The organism is Nitratireductor soli (genome assembly GCF_001050155.1).
In the GTDB taxonomy this organism is placed as follows: domain Bacteria; phylum Pseudomonadota; class Alphaproteobacteria; order Rhizobiales; family Rhizobiaceae; genus Nitratireductor; species Nitratireductor soli.
Genome location: NZ_LFVY01000014.1, coordinates 13,876 through 32,649, shown reverse-complemented (window position 1 = coordinate 32,649; position 18,774 = coordinate 13,876). Strand labels below are relative to the sequence as shown.

Below are 18,774 nucleotides of genomic sequence, written 5' to 3'. Positions count from 1 at the left end.
ATTTTTCCAGTATCTTGGAATATCAGTCTACTGGAGACGATAGTCATGGATTTTGTACCCCTGATCGACCGCTTCGGCGAAAGCGGTGCGCTTCTGGCGGGTGGTGCGGTGGTTGGCGCGGCATTCGGCATTTTCGCCCAGCGCAGCCGCTTCTGCACCCGTTCGGCGGTGCTCGATCTGACACGCAGACGCGACTTGCAGGCGCTTGCCATCTGGGCCGCGGGCTTTGCCGTCGCGGTGCTCGGCGTACAATTGCTGCTGTTGCAGGATCAGCTCAACGTCACCGAAACGCGCTTTTTCTCCACCGCGCAAAGCCTGTCCGGGGCGCTGATCGGCGGCGGCGTGTTCGGCGTCGGCATGGTGCTGGCGCGCGGCTGCGTGTCGCGCCTTCTGGTGCTGACGGCGTCCGGCAATCTGCGCGCCCTCTATTCGTCGCTGATCATCGCCGTGGTGGGCCTGGCCACCTATAGCGGCTTCCTGGTGCCGGCCCGCGACGCGGTGTCGGGTCTGTGGAGCACGGCGGATGTGGGCGGCAACGACATCCTCGCCCATGCCGGTCTCGGCCGTTGGGCGGGCGTTGCGCTCGGCGCGCTTGTGGCCGTTGCTGCGCTTGGCCTGGTCGTCAAGGCGCGTCCCTCGCTGTGGCGGCTTCTGGGGGGCGTTGGTGTTGGTCTCGCCGTCGTCGCCGGCTGGTGGTTCACCTATGCGATCTCGCAGCAGCTCTTCGAGCCGATCCAGGCCGAAAGCCTGTCCTATATCCGGCCGCTTGCCACTACCGGTGAAATCCTCGGTGGCGCCGGGAGCGCCGGCCTCGATCCCGGCCTCGATCAAGGCGTTCTGATCGGCACGCTGCTCGGCGCCTTGCTGGCAGCGCTGGCGTTTCGCGATTTCCGCATCGCCACTTTCGCCGAGCCCGGCACGCCCTCGATCCTGCGTTACACGCTTGGTGCGGTGCTGATGGGTTTTGGCGGCATATTGGCGGTCGGCTGCACCATCGGCGCCGGCTTTACCGGCGGCTCGGTGCTGGCGCTGTCGTCGGTCGCTGGCCTTGCCGCCATGATTGCCGGCGCTGCCGTCGCGGACCGTTTCGTTGACCGCCCGGTGCGGGCAGGGAACGAGGCGCGTCAGGCTGCACCCGTTCCCGCCGAGTAGAGCCTATTCGATGGAGGGGGCGCCCTCTCCATCGTCCTCGCCGTCAGGCGTCACGTCGAGCACGGCGGCGTGCGCGGTGATCTCGGCCGTGCCCGGTCTGCAATCCTTCATGCAGGGTTCCGCCTTGTCGGCGTAGTGCGTCTCGGACAAGCGGTCGTCGTCGATGAAGCCGTCCTTGTTGGGCATATCGACGGCGGTGAAATTGTCGCGGCTGAGCTCGAAATCCTCGTCCGTCACGATGTCGTTCAGATACAGCACATAGGCGGTCAGCGCATAGACATCGTCATCCGACAGGGAGCGCGCGTCGCCGAAGGGCATGGAACGGCGGATGTAGTCATAGACGGTCGACAGATACGGCCAATAGGAGCCGATGGACTTGACCGGCCGGTCATTGGTCAGCGTGTCCAGCCCGCCGGCCAGCACCGGCCAGCGGCCGATCGCCTCGCCGAAATCGCCATGACAGGCTGCGCACTGGTCCGAATAGAGCACTTCGCCCTGGGCGACGGTCCCACGGCCGTCGGGCAATCCCTGTCCGTCCGGCCGCACGTCGATGTCCCAGGCGGCAATTTCGTCGCCGGTCGCCGGGCGGCCGAGATGAAACACGCCATGCGTGGCAACTGCCGTCGCGGGGGCAGCAGAGGGGGGCGGGATTTCCGCCTCGGTTTTTTTCTCCGGTGCGGCTGCCGGCGCCTCGCTCTTTTCCTCGGGCTTGGCCTCCTCCTCCTGCGGTGCGGCCGCATCGCTGGAATAGGATTTCAGGAACGCGAGGAGATTGTCGATCTCCTCCTGTTTCTTCAGGCCGGCGAAGGCCATTTTCGTGCCCTTCACAAAGCTGCGTGGCGCGACGAGATAGGCATGCAGGCTTTCATCGTTCCAGACGAGGCCGCCTTCGCCGGCCGTGGTCATGGCGGGCGAGTATTTGTAGCCCTCGGCCGAACCGGCGGTACGGCCGAACAGATCGTTCAGTTCCGGCCCGACCCGGTGCTTGGCGCCTTCGCCGACCACATGGCAGGCCTTGCATTTGTTGAACACCTTGGCGCCGGCATCGGCATCCTGCGCCGTGGCGCCATTGGCGGTGATCAGGAACGGCGCGAGCACCGCAAGGGCCTTAAGAAATCTCGACATTTTCGACCACTCCGTCCTTCGCCACATGCCATGTCTGGATGCCGTTGTTGTGATAGATCGAATTTGCGCCGCGCACGGCGCGCAATTCCTGCTTGGTCGGCTGAACGAAGCCGGCTTCGTCGATCGCCCGCGATTGCAGGAAAAGCTCCGAACCGTCCCAATCGAACTCGTGGTAGAAGCGGTGCAGCGCCTTCGTCAGGCTCGGCCCGTCGAGCCGCGCCGTCACCCAATTGCGCCCGCCGTCGAGGCTCACGTCGACGCGCGAGATCTTGCCCGCACCCGACCAGGCAAGCCCGGTGAGCACGGTGCGGCCCTTGCCGTGCGTGATCGGCATTTGCGGGCTGGGACTGGTGATGACGGACTTGACGTCCATCACCCAGGTGAAACGCCGCGCCTTGCCGTTGGCGAGCAGGTCGGTGTATTTCGAGGTCTCCTCGCGGGCGTGCCAGGGCTCGTCGCCCACTTCCAGGCGGCGCAGCCATTTGACCCACATATTGCCTTCCCAGCCGGGCACCACGAGGCGCAGCGGATAGCCCTGTTCCGGGCGCAGCGCCTCACCATTCATCTTGAAGGCGACCAGGCAGTCCTCCATCGCTTTCTCAAGCGGGATCGAGCGCGTCATGGCCGAGGCGTCTGCGCCTTCGGGCATCACCCATTTGCCGGCTGTTTTCACGCCCGCTTCCGCGAGCAGGTGTTTCAGCTTCACGCCCGTATACATGACACAATGCACCATGCCGTGCGTGTACTGGCAGCCGTTGAGCTGTGCGCCGCGCCATTCCATGCCGGAATTGGCTGCGCATTCGAGGAAGTAGATATGGTTCTCGCGCGGGAAGCGCATCAGGTCGGCCATGGTGAAGACGAGCGGCGTGTCGACCAGGCCGTTGATCATCAGCCGGTGCTGCTGCGGGTCCACCTCCGCCACGCCGGCATGATGCCGTTCGAAGCACAGGCCGTTCGGCGTGATGATGCCGTCGAGCTCATGCAGCGGCGTGAAATTGACCGATGAGACGGGGTCGGCCGTCAGCCAGGCCACATTGCGCCGCATCACATGCGCTTCGAAATCGGAAGGCTTGCCATAGGGGCTGGCGTCGACGCCGGCGCCCGAATAGCGGTTCCAGTCCTGGATCTCGGTGATCGCCGGGTCGCCCCCGGCGCGCGCCGGCGCAACAAGGCCGGCGGTGGCAAGTGCTGCGCCTGCCGTCAGCCCGCCCTTCATGAAGCCGCGTCTTGTGGATGTCTTCGTCATGAGTGCAATCCGGCTCCTCTACCGAAAGGGGCGATACAAATAAACATATGAATTTTGCTATATATCAGGACGGGACTGGCCTGTCCAACGCTCGCGGCGAATTGACTTCCGCGTACCGGCAGAGCGTTACGGGAAAATTGGGATCAGCCGGCTTTGCCGGCCTTTATCCAGCAACTTTAACCGAGCGGTTTTCCTCAAGCTGCACCAGCGGGTTGCGGGTGAGGTATTCTTCCACCACGTCCCAGATCGGCGGGCCCTCGGTTGCCTCGTTGACGGAGGCCCAGCCGGCCACGGTGTAGTCGCGCGATGCTTCGACGGCCTCGCCTGTCTTCAACAGGGTCATCCCGGAAATGCGGTTGCCCATGGTCTGGCCGGGATCGATGGCGTAGCCCATGCCGCCGACGCGCACCATGTCGCCGCCCTGCTGGTAATAGGGGTCCTCGTTGAAGAGGTTGTCGGCCACGTCTTCCAGGATGGTCTTGATGGTCTCGCCGCTCATCGTCGAGCGATAGGCGGCCGGATAGGTCATCGCGCAGGCATTGTGCAAATCCTCGACCGTGATCGCCTGGCCGGGCAGCACCGATGTGCCCCAGCGGAAGCCGGGCGAAAGGGCGATGTCGGCCTCGCGCACGTCGAGCAGCGCCTGGCAGATCAAATCGTCGAACGTGCCGTTGAAATTGCCGCGCCGATAAAGGAGCGCGTCGGTGCGGGCAAGCTCGCGCTTCAATTCGTCCGCATAGGGCGCGCGCAGCTCGCCCACCAGCTTGGTCATCTCCGCATCCGGCGCGATGACATCGGAGAAAACCGGGATCAGGCGATGGCGGAAGCCCTTCATCGCCCCGTCCTGCACGTCCACATCGAGCCGGGTGACGAACTTTCCGTGCGAGCCGCTGGCGATCAGCAGCGTCTTGCCGACCAGCACCGGCTCGGGCAGCGCGTCATGCGTATGGCCGGTCAGGATGACGTCGATGCCCTCGACGCGGGAGGCCAGCGCCCGGTCGACGTCGAAGCCGTTATGCGACAACAGCACCACCAGCTCGGCGCCGTCCGCGCGCGCCTCGGCCACATTGGCCGCCACATCCTCCTCGCGAATGCCGAACGACCAGTTGGGGAACATCCAGCGTGGATTGGCGATCGGCGTATAGGGGAAGGCCTGGCCAAGGACGGCCACCTTGACGCCGCCGCGCTCGAACATCTTGTAGGCCTCGAAGGCCGGCTCGTTCCATTCCGCGTCATAGATGTTGCCGCCGAGGAAGGCGAAGGGCAGTTCGTCGATGATCTCGGTCACCCGGTCAGCGCCATAGGTGAACTCCCAATGCCCGGTCATGGCGTCCGGCTCCAGCGCGTTCATCGCCGTTACCATGTCCTGGCCGTTGGTCTTCAGCGAGGTGTAGCTGCCCTGCCAGGTGTCGCCGCCGTCGAGCAGCAGCGTGTTGTCGCCGCGCTCGGCGCGGATGCGCTTGATGATCGCCGCGATGCGGTCGAGCCCGCCCATCTTGCCGTAGCTCCTGGCCAGGGCGGAAAAGTCCTCCGACGTCAGCGCATAGGCATGCGGGCTGTGCGGCTCGATGCCATAGAGTTTCAGGAAATCTGCCCCCGTCACATGCGGCGGCAGGCCCGCCGCCGCGCCGACGCCAAGATTGACCGAGGGTTCGCGGAAATAGACGGGCATGAGCTGCGCATGGATGTCGGTCACATGCACCAGCGTGACATTGCCGAAGGCGTCGAAGTCGAGCAGATCGTTCTCGCCCAATTTCTGCTGCGCCGCCGCCCGTGACCATTGGCCGACCAGTGCGGGCCCGGCAACGGCCGAAAGTGCGGCGCCCGCCATCAGAAACTCGCGTCGAGAGAACATTCAAAACTCCATGGCCAAACCATCCCCGGAAAGTATCCCGGAGAACGGCGTCATCGAAAGGAAGGAATGGGCGGCGGGGCCGCCCATCGCATAAGCTTATTGCCGCACCGAGGGCGTCTCGACCGAAAGACCGGTGCCGCGCCAGGTGACATAGACCTCCAGCGCCATCAGCTCATCGGAAAAGGCCTTCGGCGTCTCGGCCCGCGTGTCGCGGATGCAGCCGCGAAAACGGTTGTGCAACGACACCATGTCGGCCTGTTTCAGACGGTAGACGGGAAAGCCGTTGGCCTGCCCCTGGCTCAGATGGTCGGCGCGAATATACTGGCCGGAATTGGCTTCGTGGCAGGACGCGCAGGCGAAGTTCAACTGACCCGTGCGGGTGTAGTAGAGTTCCTTGCCCTGGTCCCACCAGCTCTGCAGCTCGCCCTGGCTGAGATCGAGCTTCACCGGTTCGCCGAGCGACTGGTTCTTGATGTAGGTGGTCAGTGCCTTCTGCTCGGCCGCGTCGAACTTGTAGGCCTCAAGGCCCATGTTCTCGACCCGGCATTTGTCGACCTGCAACTCGATGTTGATCGGCCGCTTGGCGTCGGCATCCCATTTCGGATAGTTCGCGCCGACGCCCTTCATGGTCTCGGCCGCATCGTTGTGGCAGGAGGCGCAGGACTTGCCTTCCGGGCCTTCGACCCGGTTCCAGATGTCGGCGCCCTGCTCGACATAGAGCATGCCCGGATTCTGGAAGGAATCCGCTTCCAGTTCGCGCGTCTCGGCCTCGCGGTAGAGCCAGCCCGAGCGAACCTCGTCGAGCGGGTGGCCTTCCGGCGCTTTCGTACGTGTGACCATCTCGATATCGTCGATGACAAGCGCGTCGTCCACGGGATCGGCCTGAGCCGTCAGCGGCATCTGCAATGCCGCCACCATCATGCCCAGTCCGACGATGGCTAATGAGTGTCTCACGGCTCTCCTCCCAAGCACTTGTTTTCTTGCCGGCGCCTTCGCGCCGTTATTTCACTTCGCCGGCGCTTCGCGCCGTTATTTAACTTCGATGGTCTGCTCGTCCTCATAGACGGAGCCGTCATCGTCCACCCAGGTGAATTTGAACGTGCCGCTCTCCTTCACCTTGGCGCTGAACTCGAAATAGGGGTTGGCCGAGATGGCCGGCTCGATGTCGCAGGAGAACACCGGCGCGCCGTTGAACTCGCAGCTGAACTTGTTGATGATCTGGCGCGGGATGACCTTGCCGTCACTGTCCTTGCGCTGTCCCGATTCCATCGTGTGGCTGATCAGCGTCTTGATGGTGACGACTTCGCCGGCAGACGCGGTCTTGGGCAGCTTGACGCGGGGTTTTGGGGTAGCCATTTCGAAATTCCTTCCTGATCAGCCGCCGCAGCCGCCAATGGTCACTTTCACTTCTTTCTTGTCGATGTAGGTCGTGCCGTCTTTCATCCGCGCAACCGCGATGACGTTCTGCGTCTTGGCAAGCCGCATGCGGGTCGTCGCCGCCGCAGTTCCGCTTGCTTCGCTGAAGCGGAAGGTCGCGACGTCCGGGTTCGGGTTGCCTTCGGCGAGGATCATCACCTCTTCGACCACATCGTCGCCTTCCATGGCGCTATCGACCGAAACCGAGATCGGCACGGTGTTGCCGTTCTCGGCGATTTCCGGCGCCGTCAGTGTCAGCTTGCCCGCTTCCGGCGTCTTGCCGCCGGCGAAATCAGCGATGCGCTTGTCGGCGTCTTCCGCCGAGGCCAGCGCCGGCAGGGCGGAAAAGCCCGTCGCGGCGAAGGCGACGGCACCGGCCGAAAGGCCAAGCGCCTGGCGTCTGTTGATGTTCATACGCATTCTCCTCGTCTATTCCTTGAGCGTGGCGAGATAGGCCACCACGTCTTCAACCTGTTGCGCGGAAAGGATGGTCTTGCCGACCAGGTCCTTCGCCACGTTCTTTCCAACCTTCAGCGAATAGAAGCCGGGCATCACCGTTTCCTCGCCGAACACCTGCTTGGCGTCTGAGACGATGGCGCGCAGCTGCGCCGGCTCCCAGCGCTCGGCAACGCCGTCGACAGCCGGGCCGACCGTGCCGTGGAAGAGGTCGCCCTTCATGCCGGCGTTCTCGTGGCAGGCCAGGCAATTGCCGAGCCCGCGATCCTTGAACACCTTGGCGCCTTCGGTGGGATCCCCTGCCTGGCCGGACAGCGACGCCTGCACGGCGAAATCCTCGAACATCACCTTGTCGGGAGCGGTCTCGTCGGCAAAAGCTGCGCCGGCATGCATCACGAACGCCGCGCACAAAAGTCGTGTCACCTTAATCATCGGCTTGTCTCCTCCGCTCCCTTTTCCGCGTTGAGCGCGCGGATACCTCTTGTCGGTCACGCTACCCGTGCCCCGCGCGATCTTCAATGGAAAAATATAAAATCTTGCATATGTCGTTGTCCACATCGAAACGCCCGGCTCATTCGTCCGCCAGTTTTCCCGCCGCGCGCAATTCATCGAGTTTGCGCGCGTGGTATTTCTGGAAGTGTTCGTCGCCTTCATAGCCCTTGTCCGACACCCACTGGAACATGTGCAGAAAAGTCCATTTGCCGAAGGCGCCGGGCATGGTGGCGACGGCCGCCTCGGCCACGGTCTTGCCCTCCGGCGCTTCCTCGGGAAGGAAGACGATGGTCGGCGTGAAGACGTAGCCCCATTTGCGCGCGGCGGTCTTCTCCGTCAGCGTCGAGCCGTCGAGGTCGGTCACCTCCTCGTCGCCGAACATGTTGTACTGCACCACCTTGAAATGCGCGTCGATGTAGTCGCGCACTTCCGGGTCGCTCAAAAGGTCCTCATGCATCCTGGCGCAATAGATGCAGCCGCGCTGCTCGAAGATGATGGCAAGACGCTTGCCCTCTTCACGCGCGGCGTCGATGTCCTCGGCCATGTCGCGGAAGGTCAGGGAGAACCACGCTTCCTTGTGCAGCCCGTCCTCGCCGATCTCGGCGGCGGCTGGCAGGGCGGCGGCGGCAAAAAGGACGATCGCGGCGAAAAGCGTTTTGAACATGATGCGCACTCCTATCCGATGGTCTGGAATACCGGAAATGTTTCGAGAAGCCAGTAGGAAATGGCCGACATCTGGCCGGTGATGAACAGGATGCCGGTGATTACCAGGAGCCCGCCCATGGCCATTTCTATTCTGTGCATGTGCTTGCGGAAGCGCGCCGCCCAGCCGAGGAAGCGGCTGGCGAAGACAGCCGCCAGGATGAACGGGATGCCGATGCCGAGCGAATAGACGGCGAGCAGCGAGGCGCCCCTGAGCGCCGATCCTTCCGAGCCGGCGACGAACAGGATCGCCGCCAGCACCGGCCCGACGCAGGGCGTCCAGCCGAAGGCGAAGGCCAGCCCCATCACGTAGGAGCCGATCAGCCCGGCCGGCTTCTTGCTCACCTGCACCCGCGCCTCGCGGTACAACAGCGCGATGCGGAAGACGCCGAGGAAATGCAGGCCCATGATGATGATGATCACGCCGGCAATCACCGACAGCACATCGAAATACTGGGCGATGGTGCGGCCGATCACGCTTGCCGTGGCGCCCAGTGCGACGAAAACGGTGGTGAAGCCGAGAACGAAGGCGATGGCGGCCATGATGATGCGCCGCTTGCGCCCCGCCTCCATCTCCTCGGCGTTCAGTTCCTCGAAGCTGAGACCGGCGAGCCAGGCGAGATAAGGCGGCACGATCGGCAACACGCAGGGCGAGACGAAGGACAACAGCCCCGCCAACAGCGCACCGCCAAGACTGACATCCAGCATTCACTTCCCTCCGCCGCGCGCCCCTGACGAGATTGGGTTTGCCCAGGCAAGCCCTGTTAAATCAGCGATGCGATCCCGCTGGAAGATATGCGGAAATTACTATATGTTGCAAACATGAAAAATCGTTCTCCGATCCTTTGCCTTGCGGCCATGCTTTTTGCGCTGCTTTCAACACCGCTCGCGGCGGCCGAACTGGTCATGCTTGAACAACCCGGCTGCGTCTGGTGCGCCCGCTTCAATGCCGAGATCGCACCGGCCTACGCGAAGACGCCGGAGGGCCGGCGCGCGCCGCTGCGCCGGGTCGACATTACCGGCGCGTGGCCGGCCGATCTGCAAGGCATTCCATCGGAACGTTTCACGCCGACCTTCGTCCTGGTCGAGGACGGCCGCGAGATCGGCCGCATGCGCGGCTATCCCGGCGACGAGTTTTTCTGGTATCTTCTCGGCGAGTTGATTGGGAAAATGGACCAGACGGAGAGCCAATGAGCCTGCCGAGACTCAAATCCGACCAGTCGCCGGAGGATTTCGAAGCGCTGCTCGAACAGGCGCGCAAGGCGAGCGACCTGCTGAAGGCGCTGTCGCATGAGAGCCGGCTGCTGATCCTGTGTCTGCTTGCCGAAGGCGAGAAGTCGGTTTCCGAGCTGGAAGACATCATGAAGATGCCGCAGGCGGCGGTTTCACAACAGCTGGCGCGCCTGCGCTTCGACCGGCTGGTCAACACCAGGCGCGACGGCCGCGCCATCTATTATTCCATCGCGAGCGCCGAGGTCGGCTCGGTGATCGAGGCTTTGTACGATCTGTTCTGCGCGCCGGTCAGGAAGGGAGAGCCGAAGATTCGCGAGCCCTGACGGTGCGGCTTTGCGGCCATTCGGCCGCGGGAGGAAATGATGGAATTTCTGCAAGCGCCCGGCTTCCTGGTGGTGGCCGGTCTGCTGGCTGGCTGCGTCATGGGCTATGTGGCGCGGCGCCGGCATTTCTGCACCATGGCCGCTCTCGAGCGCCATTGGTATGCCGGCGACAGCCGCGGCCTGCGCACCTGGGCGCTCGCCGCCGGCGTGGCGATGGTCCTGACGCAAACCCTGATGCTGACGGGTACCATCGATCTTGGCCAGAGCTTTTACCTGCAGCCCTTCTTTGGCCTGACCGGAGCGATCGTCGGCGGCATCGCCTTCGGCTTCGGCATGGCGCTGGCCGGCACCTGCGGCTTCGGCGCACTGGTGCGGCTCGGCGGCGGCAGCCTGCGCGGCCTGATCGTCCTTCTGGTGCTCGGGCTCTCGGCGCTTGCCGCGCAACGCGGTGTCATCGGCAGTCTGCGCATCGCCACGGTCGACAATCTCGCCATCGATCTCTCCTTCGCCGGCGACCAGTCCCTGGGCGGCCTGGCGAGCGCCATTTCCGGCGTCGATATGCACATCGCCGTGGCGGTGCTGGCTGCCGTTCTCCTGTTCTGGTGGATCTTTCGCGACGGTGTTTTTCGCAAGGCGCGCGACCTGATTGTCGCCGGCTCGGTCATCGGCGCGGCCATCGCCTTCGGCTGGCTGGCGACGGCGCTGGCGGCGCGCTATTCCTTCGAGCCGGTGCAGCTTGAAGCCGGTTCCTTCGTCGTGCCGGTCGGCGACACGATCCTGCAGGCCATCGCCTTGACCGGCACCTGGCCGGATTATGGCGTCGGGCTGGTGCTGGGCGTCGTGGCGGGCGCCGCCCTGTGCGCCTGGCGGCGCGACGACATTCGCTGGGAGGCCTGCGACGACGCGCGCGAACTGGGCCGGCATCTGGCGGGCGGCTTCCTGATGGGCACCGGCGGCGTCTTCGCCCTTGGCTGCACCATCGGGCAGGGCATCTCCGCGGTCTCCGTGCTTGCGCTATCGGCGCCCATCGCCATCGCCTCGATCATGTTCGGCGCCCGCATGGGCCTCGGTTATCTGCTCGAGGGATCTGTGCTCGCCGCCTTCCGCCGCAACGCGGCGGAGCCGGCGGAGTAGCTCACCCAGCGACAAAGCGATAGGCGCTGCCATCGCGCTCGGCTATGCCGAAGCCCGGATGGGGCAGGTGAAAGCCGATCAGCCGCGCCTTGTCGCCAGCCAGCCTGTCGAGCAACCGCACGCGGGTGGCGGCACCCATCGCCTGATCCTGGTCGCTGCCCGTTTCGAGATCGGGCCGGACGAACGAGACGGCGTTGGTGATGGCGTCGCCGACAATCAGCGTTGCACCGCCGCTGCCATCATGCACCATGCAGGAGACATGCCCCGGCGTATGCCCGGCCGTGTCCACCGCCTCGACCTGTGGAAAGACCTCCGTCCCGGGCTTGAACAGCATGATGCGCTCCTCCAGCACGGCAAGCCGGTTTTGCGCCCCAACCACGAAACTCTTTCGGTTTTCCGGCATCTTCGACAATGTGTCCTCGGCGCGCCAGAAGTCCCATTCCGCCTCGGCCATGCGGTAGTCGGCATTGGGAAACGCCAGCTCGTCGAAATCGTCGAGAAGGCCCCATAGGTGGTCGGGATGCGCATGGGTGAAGATCACATCGGTGACGTCGGCGGGATCGATGCCGGCTTCGGCCATATTGGCCGCCAGATCGCCCGTTGTGGGCAGGAAGTTCGGTCCCGCGCCGACATCGAACACCGCCAGCCGGTCGCCGCTGCGCAGAAACGTCACGTTGCAGTCGGGCCGATAGCCGTCCGTCGGCATATGGTTCTGCGCCAGGAGAGCATCGCGTTCGGCATCGCCGAGCGTGGGGAACATCGAAGCGATCGGCAGGTTCATGCGCCCGTCGCTGACGACGATGATCTCCGCGTCGCCGGCGGGGAAACGGCCGAGCGCCCCGGCCGGCCTGGGCAGTCCTGCCCCCAGCAGTGCAAGCCCGCCAATGAGGATGTCGCGGCGTGTGGTCATGGCGGAGCCTCCCGATATATTCAGTTTATTGAATGATTTCACGGGCGCCCGCCTGCGTCAACGCGGCGTGCGCCGGTTCGGTGAAAATATGCGAACTTCAAGATATATCTGGACTGGACGTACAAAGGACGCTTTATCGTTCCCATCTTGCGTTCCGCTGCGCGCGATGGCTGATTCCATTTTTCGTGCGGGTCTGCGCGCCGGAACGCTCTGGATATCCGACAAGGAGAACGCGTCATGATGACGATATCGAAGGCAATCATCCTCGCCCTGGCCCTGTCCGCCACACCGGCGCTGGCCGACGACGATGTGACCCTCTACCAGACGAAGGAGCCCTTCGAGGACATCGCGTTCAATGTCGGCGACGCCATCATCAACCGTGGCTATGTGGTCGACTATCACGGCATGATCGGCGAAATGCTTCAGCGGACCGCCGCCGATGTGGGCGCCGACAAGGCACTGTACCGCAATGCCGAATTCTTCCAGTTCTGCTCCGCCGTCATGTCGCGCGCGGTGATGGAGGAGGATCCGGGCAACATCGCCTATTGCCCCTACATCGTCTTTGCCTACGAGACCGAGGATGCGCCCGGCATCGTCAATGTCGGCTTTCGTCATCTGCCCGAGGGCAAGGGACGCGACCAGGTCAACACATTGCTCGACGCAATCGCCCGGGAAGCGGCTGGACAATAGGCGGAGAAGCGCAGCCGGTCTGCGGGTCCGGCCAGTTTTTTGAGCCGGCAAACAAATTTGCGGCAATAATCATTTCATAGCGAAACAAACTGTTTTTCCGACTGCGTTGCCGGGCTGATGTTTGCTTGGCTAATTATATCCCGTGAGTAATGATTCGAATTCCATGAAAGCCTGCTGCGAACCCGCGCTGGAGATTGTCCAGCTTGAGCTGATGCTCGAAATGTCGGATCTGGTGGCGCTGGGTTTTGAAACCACGCTGTTGAATGCGCTGGACAAGCTTGATGGCGCAGTTCTTTTCAACCGCAGGCTGGATGGCGATGACGTCTACCAGCGTGCGGCGGCCGTTACCGTCGGTCCTGACCGGGATGTGGCCCTGGTCTTCCTCGATCATTCCGGAACGTCGACCCATACCGAGGCGGCGGCGGCCAGCCAGCGTCCGGTGGCGCGCGAAGCCCTTGAAGCTGCACGAGAAACAGGGACTGGTTGATCAGTAGTGCGGTCGCCGCGCCTGACAGTGCGGCGCGCCTATCCGTGCCGTGAGCTCGGCCGGGAAACCGTTCGCTGCGAGCCGGGAAACGGCAGGACCTCGCACGCGCGCGACTGCGGCGAATACTGTGCTTTCAGCGCTGCATCCATCAAAATGCCGATGGCCTCCCGCATTTGCCGGGAGGCTGGATCGGAGTCATGGAGCTCGGCCTGGGCGTTTTCGAGATAGGCGTGCACGGACGCAAAATCAGTCGGCATAATATCCCTCTCAGATGCCCCCGCGATTAGCCGACAATGCACAGGAAACCGTAACCGGCAGGCAAACGATGCTGCCGGCATTTGATGCAAATTTTCATCACCGCGCCGCAGGAGTGCTCATGCGACCTCGGCGCGGACGAAATGATCGACCCCGCGTTGGCGCATAAAGTCTGCCGCAAGCTCCGGCGGGAACTTCTCGGGCAGGGCCAACCGCCTCCGTCTGCTGCGCGCGGGATCAGGACGTGGCACGGCTGAAAGCAGGCGCTGCGTGTAGCTGTGCTGCGGATTGGCCAGCACCGCGTCGGTCGGCCCGGTCTCGACGATCTCGCCGCCATACATCACCGCGACCCGATGGCTCACCCGCTCGACCACGGCGATGTCGTGGCTGATGAACAGGAATGCCACGCCGTCGCTCTGTTGCAGCGCCAGCATCAGGTCGGTGACCTGCCGGGCGATGGAGACGTCGAGCGCCGAGACGGCCTCGTCGGCGACGATCAGGCGCGGCCGCGCGGAAAGCGCCCGGGCGATGCACAGCCGCTGGCGCTGGCCGCCAGAGAACTGATGCGCGAACCGGTCGACCGCGTCGGCCTCCAGCCCGACCTTCTCGACCAGGCTGACCGCCAGGTCGCGACATTCCGATGGCCGCGCCAACCCATGGATGCGCGCCGGTTCGGTGACCAGTTCATGCACCGGCAGGCGTGGGTTGAGGCTGGCATAGGGGTCCTGGAAGATCATCTGCGCGTCGCGTCGCGCCGCTCGCAATTGCCGCCGCCCGAGCCGCATCATGTCATGCCCCGCCAGCCTCACCGAACCGGCATCCGGCTCGACCAGCCGCAGGATGGAGCGCGCCAGAGTCGATTTCCCGCAGCCCGATTCGCCGACCAGGCCGAGCGTTTCGCCGGCGCCAAGCGTCAGCGACGCATTGTTGACGGCGGTAAACGCCGATCCGCCCCGGCCGAGAAAGCCGCTCCGTGCGGCAAAGCGGGTCGTCAAGCCGGTCACCTCCAACACTGTCGCCGGAATCGTGCCAAGCACCGGCGCACCCGAGCCCAGCTTGGGCGTCGCCTCCATCAGGAGGCGCGAATAGGTGGCGCGCGGGCGGGCAAAAAGCGCTTCCACCGGCGCCTCCTCTTCCTTCACGCCATGGCGCATGACGACGACGCGATCGGCGATCTCGGCCACCACGCCCATATCGTGCGTGATGAACAGGACGGCCATGCCGATCTCGGCCTGCAACTGGCCGATCAGATCGAGGATTTCCGCCTGGGTGGTGACATCGAGCGCCGTCGTCGGCTCGTCGGCGATCAGCAGGCGCGGCCGGCAGGCGAGCGCCATGGCGATCATCACCCGCTGGCGCAGGCCGCCCGAGAGTTCGTGGGGATATTGCGTCAGCCGGCGCGCCGGCTCGGGAATGCGCACTTTGGCCAGTCCTTCGCGCGCCGCCTCCAGCGCATCGCGCCGCGACATGCGACGATGCCTGACGAACACCTCGCTAACCTGCTCGCCGATGGTCAGCACCGGATTGAGCGAGGTCATCGGTTCCTGGAACACCATCGAGATGTCGCGCCCGCGCAGCGCGCACATGGCGTTGTCGGAGAGCGCGGCGATGTCGGCCTCCGCTTCGCCATGCAGCTTGATCCGGCCTGAAACGATGCGCCCGCCCTCGCGCTCGATCAACCGCATGATGGCCAGAGCCGTCGCCGATTTGCCGGAGCCGGACTCGCCCACCAGCGCCACGGTTTGGCGCGCGCCGATGTTGAAGGACAGGTCCTTCACGGCGGTGTGGCTGCCGAAGGCGATCTGCAGGTTTTCGACCGAGAGGACGGGCTCGCTCATGCCGGTTCTCCGCGCATCCGGGCAGCGACTTCCGGGATTTCATGGAATGGCGGCACGGGTGGCGTCCAGCGGCGCGCATGCGGCGTGAACGTATAGTCCATCGGATCGCGCCCTTCGACGCGCCAGCGCACGCTCGGTCCGTCAAGCTCCAGAAGGCCCATGGCGCCCGCCGGCTCGCCTTGCGTGGTGAAGCTCTCCGTCAGCGATTGCTGCGTCAGATGCGTGATGCCGTCCACCTGGGTGATCGTGTTCCAATGCACGTGGCCGGCGATGCAGACCACCGGCACGCGCGCCTGGGCGAGCGCCGCACGGGCGCGGGACGCCTGCGGATAGGTGGAGGAGGCGGGGTTGGCCTCGAAATAGTAGTTGCCCACCTGCGAATGGCCGGAGACCGGCACGTGGCTGAACACGAGAAGCGGCCGGTCGGCGTTCTGCGCGGTGCGCGAGAGCCAGAGGATATCCTGCTCGCCGAGCTGGAAGCCACCATTCGGCCCGCGGCGGATCAGCGTATCGGCGCGCCACAGCGCGATGCGCCAGTCGCCGATGTCCAGCGTCTGGTGACCCAGCGCCTGGCCGAGGATCTCCTCATTGTCGGTCACGGAGAGATGATCGCGGTCGTGATTGCCGTTGAGGTGGCAGATCGGCGCTTCAACGGCCTTGAAGGCCTCGGCCACCTCGCGTTCGAGCACCAGGTCGGCGTCGTGGTTCTCGTCGGAAATGCGGTCGCCCAGATCGATCACCAGATCGGCGCGGGCATCATTGGAAAAACGGGCGAAATCGCCCGTCAGGTCGAGCGCGGTGTCGCCGCGCTTGGTCATGGAGGGCTTGCCGTGATGAATGTCGGCAACGAGGCAGAGGCGGGTGGACATGGCGGGTTCCCGAAAGTGTGTGAAAAGGGATCCCGCGCCACTGACGCGGCGCGGGATGGGAAAAGATCAATTGCTGGCGAAGCTGATCGAGCCGGCGCGGAAATCGAGCACATAGGGAATGTTGCCCGGCTTCGGCGCCCAGTTGATGTCCTTGCGCATCGCCCAGGATTCAAAGGGGCGGTAGAGCGGCAGGACGGGCGGATCGGCCTGGATACGCTCCATCAGTTCGCCATAGGCGGCCCGGCGTTCGGCCACGTCCTTGGAGAACCGGAAGCGTTCCCAGGCCTTCGCATAGGCCTCGTCCGTGTTGAAGCGGCCTTCCGATTCCGATGGGCCGTTCGGCGCCCACATCACGCCGAAGGAGCCGAACGGGTCGGCGAAATACATCGGGTTCGACCAGTTGCGCGCCATCAGCTCCGGCGAATTGCCGGTCCATTTCTCGCCCACCTGCACCTTGCCCTTGATGCCGACTTCGGCCCACATCTCCATGATCGCCTGGGCAGCAAGCAGACCGTTCGTGTAGTAGACGGCGTCGGTGTCGAAGGTGATCTCGAAGCCGTCATAACCAGCTTCCTTGAGCAACTCCTTCGCCCTCTCCGGATTGTATTCGAAGGTTGTGAGCTCGGGCATGTGGAGTTCGCCGAACTCCTGCATCGTGTGCGAGGCGGGCACGATCGCCTTGCCGAGCCACAGCGCCTCGTTCAGCGTGTCGCGGTCGATCGCCAGGCTCATGGCCTGGCGGATGCGCGGGTCCTTCAGCTTCGGATGGTTGACGTTCATGATCATGACGTGGAACAGCGCGGTCGCCGCGCCCACCGTCTTGAGGTTCGCGTCGCCATCGATCAGCGAAAGCTGGTCGGGCGCGACATTGGTGATGATGTCGGCCTCGCCGGTCTTCAGCGCCGTGATGCGCGAGGCGGTCTCGGGCATGCGCTTGACGGTGACGCGGTCGAGCGGCGCCTTGTCGCCCCAGAAATCGTCGAAACGCTCATAGACCACCTGTTCGCCGGGAGAGAAGGTGGCGATCTTGTAGGGGCCGGTGCCGACGGGCTTTAGCGAGAATGCCTCGTAATCGTCGTCCTCGGCCACCTTCGGATCGCCAGCCAGAGCCTTCGTGTATTCCTCCGGAATGATCATGACCTGCTGCAGGTTGAGCAACGTCTCCCAAAGCGGCTCTTCGCGCTTCGCATGGATGCGCACCGTATGGTCGTCGATCTTCTCGGCCTTCGCGAAATTCTCCAGCCGGTCTCGGGCGCGCACCTGGTAGGGCGGGAAGGTCGCCTGATACATGCGGTTGAGCGAGAAGACGACGTCGTCGGCGGTCAGGTCCTCGCCATTGTGGAACTTGACGCCTTCGCGCAGCTTCAGTTCCATCACGGTCGGCTCGACCAGTTCCCAGGAGACGGCCAGGCCCGGCAGCCACTCGGTCTTGTCGCTGTCGAGGTTCTTGGCGATCAGCGTGTCGAAGCTGTTGTAGTAGAATTGCGAGCCGACATTGGAATGGTCGCGGCCGGGATCGAGATAGGGAGCGATGTTCGAGGCGCCGACCGTGATCTCCACGGCGAGCGCCGGCATGGCGAACAGGGTCGCGATGGCGGTCGTGGCAAGAAGTCGTTTCATGTTTGCCTCCAGGGCGTTGGTTTGGGTGGTCGTTCTCGGGCCTTGGCGGCCTCTTGTTGAAAATCGCGGTTACCGGGCGCGCAGGCGGACATCCGTCCTGTCGCGCAGCCAGTCGCCGAGGATCTGCACCGCGAAAGTGATCAGCAGGATCATCAGCGCCGGGGCGACGACGATCCACGGCGCGGTCGGCATGTAGTCGCGGCCGATGCCGACCATGGCGCCGAGCGTCGCCGTCGGCGGCTGCACGCCGAGCCCGAGGAAGGACAGCGTCGATTCGAGCAGCACGATGTTGGACAGCGACAGGGTGAACTGCACCACCAGCGGCGAGATCACATTCGGCAGGATATGCTTGAAGGCGATGCGCGGACCCGAGGCGCCGGCCGAGCGGGCGGCCTCGATGAACGGCATCTGCGCCAGCCTGCGCACCTCGCCGCGCACGATGCGCGCCGACTGCTCCCAGCCATAGACGCCGAGCACCAGCACCATCACCTCGATGCTCGAGCCGAAGATGGCCAGCAGCAGCAGGGCGATCAGCGTGAATGGAATGGCGATCTGCGTGTCGACGGCGCCCATCACCATGTCCTCGAACACGCCGCCGATCAGGCCGGCCAGGATGCCCAGCAGCCCGCCGACGACGAGGCCGATCGACGCGCCCAGGAGCGCCAGGGTCAGGGTCAGGCGCAGGCCATAAAGCGTGCGCGACAAGACATCGCGGCCAAGTTCGTCCGTGCCGAGCAGGTAGCCGTCCTTGTAGCGCTCGAAGCCGATCGGCGGTCGCAGCCGGGCGATCAGGCTCTGCTGCTCGGGGCCGAAGGGGGCAATGAAAGGGGCCAGTATGGCGGCGGAGATGAGGATCACGGCCAGCACCATTGCCGCGCGCTGGATCGGATCGGCGTCGCGCCAGATCGCGCTTGCGCCTTTGAGCCGGCTGTTCGCGGCGATCGACGGGGTGAATGCGGTGTCGGCCATGG

20 protein-coding genes are annotated in these 18,774 nt (G+C 64.4%); 6 read left to right on the top strand and 14 right to left on the bottom strand.

Annotation, left to right across the window (positions count from 1 at the left end; all coding sequences use genetic code 11):
- Positions 1 to 45 precede the first annotated feature (45 nt).
- On the top strand, positions 46 to 1,152 hold the full coding sequence (locus AB843_RS17665; RefSeq protein ID WP_048648209.1) for a YeeE/YedE thiosulfate transporter family protein: 1,107 nt from the start codon (positions 46 to 48) through the stop codon (positions 1,150 to 1,152).
- A 3-nt stretch (positions 1,153 to 1,155) separates the two neighbouring features.
- On the opposite strand, the gene AB843_RS17660 is transcribed toward AB843_RS17665, so the two are convergent.
- The 9 genes from AB843_RS17660 to AB843_RS17620 all read right to left on the bottom strand — a co-directional run bounded on the left by AB843_RS17660 (position 1,156) and on the right by AB843_RS17620 (position 9,152).
- A complete protein-coding gene (locus tag AB843_RS17660; RefSeq protein WP_048648208.1) occupies positions 1,156 to 2,277 on the bottom strand; it encodes a c-type cytochrome in 1,122 nt (373 codons plus the stop codon).
- Positions 2,261 to 3,523 carry a sulfite dehydrogenase gene (soxC, locus tag AB843_RS17655; protein ID WP_048648207.1) on the bottom strand — a complete coding sequence of 421 codons (1,263 nt, stop codon included), beginning with the start codon at positions 3,521 to 3,523 and terminating at the stop codon, positions 2,261 to 2,263. The genes AB843_RS17660 and soxC overlap by 17 nt, the downstream gene beginning before the upstream one ends.
- A 163-nt stretch (positions 3,524 to 3,686) precedes the next feature.
- Positions 3,687 to 5,378 carry a thiosulfohydrolase SoxB gene (gene soxB / locus AB843_RS17650; protein ID WP_048648206.1) on the bottom strand — a complete coding sequence of 564 codons (1,692 nt, stop codon included), beginning with the start codon at positions 5,376 to 5,378 and terminating at the stop codon, positions 3,687 to 3,689.
- Between the two features lie 96 nt (positions 5,379 to 5,474).
- Positions 5,475 to 6,296: a sulfur oxidation c-type cytochrome SoxA gene (gene soxA / locus AB843_RS17645; RefSeq protein WP_048648305.1), complete on the bottom strand. Its 822-nt coding sequence runs from the start codon at positions 6,294 to 6,296 to the stop codon at positions 5,475 to 5,477.
- Between the two features lie 111 nt (positions 6,297 to 6,407).
- On the bottom strand, positions 6,408 to 6,734 hold the full coding sequence (soxZ, locus tag AB843_RS17640) for a thiosulfate oxidation carrier complex protein SoxZ (RefSeq protein WP_048648205.1): 327 nt from the start codon (positions 6,732 to 6,734) through the stop codon (positions 6,408 to 6,410).
- An 18-nt stretch (positions 6,735 to 6,752) separates the two neighbouring features.
- On the bottom strand, positions 6,753 to 7,208 hold the full coding sequence (gene soxY, locus AB843_RS17635; protein ID WP_048648204.1) for a thiosulfate oxidation carrier protein SoxY: 456 nt from the start codon (positions 7,206 to 7,208) through the stop codon (positions 6,753 to 6,755).
- A 15-nt stretch (positions 7,209 to 7,223) separates the two neighbouring features.
- Positions 7,224 to 7,682, bottom strand: a complete 459-nt coding sequence (gene soxX, locus AB843_RS17630) for a sulfur oxidation c-type cytochrome SoxX (RefSeq protein ID WP_048648203.1) — start codon at positions 7,680 to 7,682, stop codon at positions 7,224 to 7,226.
- Positions 7,683 to 7,821: 139 nt separating this feature from the next.
- On the bottom strand, positions 7,822 to 8,406 hold the full coding sequence (locus AB843_RS17625; protein ID WP_048648304.1) for a SoxW family protein: 585 nt from the start codon (positions 8,404 to 8,406) through the stop codon (positions 7,822 to 7,824).
- 11 nt (positions 8,407 to 8,417) lie between these two features.
- On the bottom strand, positions 8,418 to 9,152 hold the full coding sequence (locus AB843_RS17620) for a cytochrome c biogenesis CcdA family protein (RefSeq protein WP_048648202.1): 735 nt from the start codon (positions 9,150 to 9,152) through the stop codon (positions 8,418 to 8,420).
- A gap of 114 nt (positions 9,153 to 9,266) precedes the next feature.
- Here AB843_RS17620 and AB843_RS17615 point away from each other — a divergent pair, with 114 nt between their 5' ends.
- Genes AB843_RS17615 through AB843_RS17605 form a run of 3 tightly spaced genes read left to right on the top strand, consistent with a single transcriptional unit; the run spans position 9,267 to position 11,134 of the window.
- On the top strand, positions 9,267 to 9,638 hold the full coding sequence (locus AB843_RS17615) for a thioredoxin domain-containing protein (RefSeq protein WP_048648201.1): 372 nt from the start codon (positions 9,267 to 9,269) through the stop codon (positions 9,636 to 9,638).
- Positions 9,635 to 10,000, top strand: a complete 366-nt coding sequence (locus AB843_RS17610) for an ArsR/SmtB family transcription factor (protein ID WP_048648200.1) — start codon at positions 9,635 to 9,637, stop codon at positions 9,998 to 10,000. Before AB843_RS17615 ends, AB843_RS17610 begins: the two co-directional genes overlap by 4 nt.
- Positions 10,001 to 10,039: 39 nt before the next feature.
- Positions 10,040 to 11,134, top strand: a complete 1,095-nt coding sequence (locus AB843_RS17605) for a YeeE/YedE family protein (RefSeq protein ID WP_048648303.1) — start codon at positions 10,040 to 10,042, stop codon at positions 11,132 to 11,134.
- 1 nt (position 11,135) lies between these two features.
- On the opposite strand, the gene AB843_RS17600 is transcribed toward AB843_RS17605, so the two are convergent.
- Positions 11,136 to 12,044, bottom strand: coding sequence for an MBL fold metallo-hydrolase (locus AB843_RS17600; protein ID WP_048648199.1), 909 nt, complete (start codon positions 12,042 to 12,044; stop codon positions 11,136 to 11,138).
- Between the two features lie 237 nt (positions 12,045 to 12,281).
- Here AB843_RS17600 and AB843_RS17595 point away from each other — a divergent pair, with 237 nt between their 5' ends.
- Together AB843_RS17595 and AB843_RS17590 are read left to right on the top strand one after the other, a co-directional pair.
- Positions 12,282 to 12,734, top strand: a complete 453-nt coding sequence (locus AB843_RS17595; protein WP_053086146.1) for a hypothetical protein — start codon at positions 12,282 to 12,284, stop codon at positions 12,732 to 12,734.
- 163 nt (positions 12,735 to 12,897) lie between these two features.
- On the top strand, positions 12,898 to 13,221 hold the full coding sequence (locus AB843_RS17590; RefSeq protein ID WP_244468018.1) for a hypothetical protein: 324 nt from the start codon (positions 12,898 to 12,900) through the stop codon (positions 13,219 to 13,221).
- Positions 13,222 to 13,595: 374 nt separating this feature from the next.
- On the opposite strand, the gene AB843_RS17580 is transcribed toward AB843_RS17590, so the two are convergent.
- The 4 genes from AB843_RS17580 to AB843_RS17565 all read right to left on the bottom strand — a co-directional run bounded on the left by AB843_RS17580 (position 13,596) and on the right by AB843_RS17565 (position 18,772).
- Positions 13,596 to 15,314 (bottom strand): ABC transporter ATP-binding protein, encoded by a 1,719-nt coding sequence (locus AB843_RS17580; RefSeq protein ID WP_048648197.1) that lies wholly within the window; start codon positions 15,312 to 15,314, stop codon positions 13,596 to 13,598.
- Positions 15,311 to 16,183: a metallophosphoesterase family protein gene (locus AB843_RS17575; protein ID WP_048648196.1), complete on the bottom strand. Its 873-nt coding sequence runs from the start codon at positions 16,181 to 16,183 to the stop codon at positions 15,311 to 15,313. Before AB843_RS17575 ends, AB843_RS17580 begins: the two co-directional genes overlap by 4 nt.
- A 66-nt stretch (positions 16,184 to 16,249) precedes the next feature.
- On the bottom strand, positions 16,250 to 17,803 hold the full coding sequence (locus tag AB843_RS17570) for an ABC transporter substrate-binding protein (protein WP_048648195.1): 1,554 nt from the start codon (positions 17,801 to 17,803) through the stop codon (positions 16,250 to 16,252).
- A 69-nt stretch (positions 17,804 to 17,872) separates the two neighbouring features.
- The gene (locus AB843_RS17565; protein WP_048648194.1) at positions 17,873 to 18,772 is read right to left on the bottom strand and encodes an ABC transporter permease; all 900 of its coding nucleotides are present in this window, start codon (positions 18,770 to 18,772) and stop codon (positions 17,873 to 17,875) included.
- Positions 18,773 to 18,774: the final 2 nt, after the last annotated feature.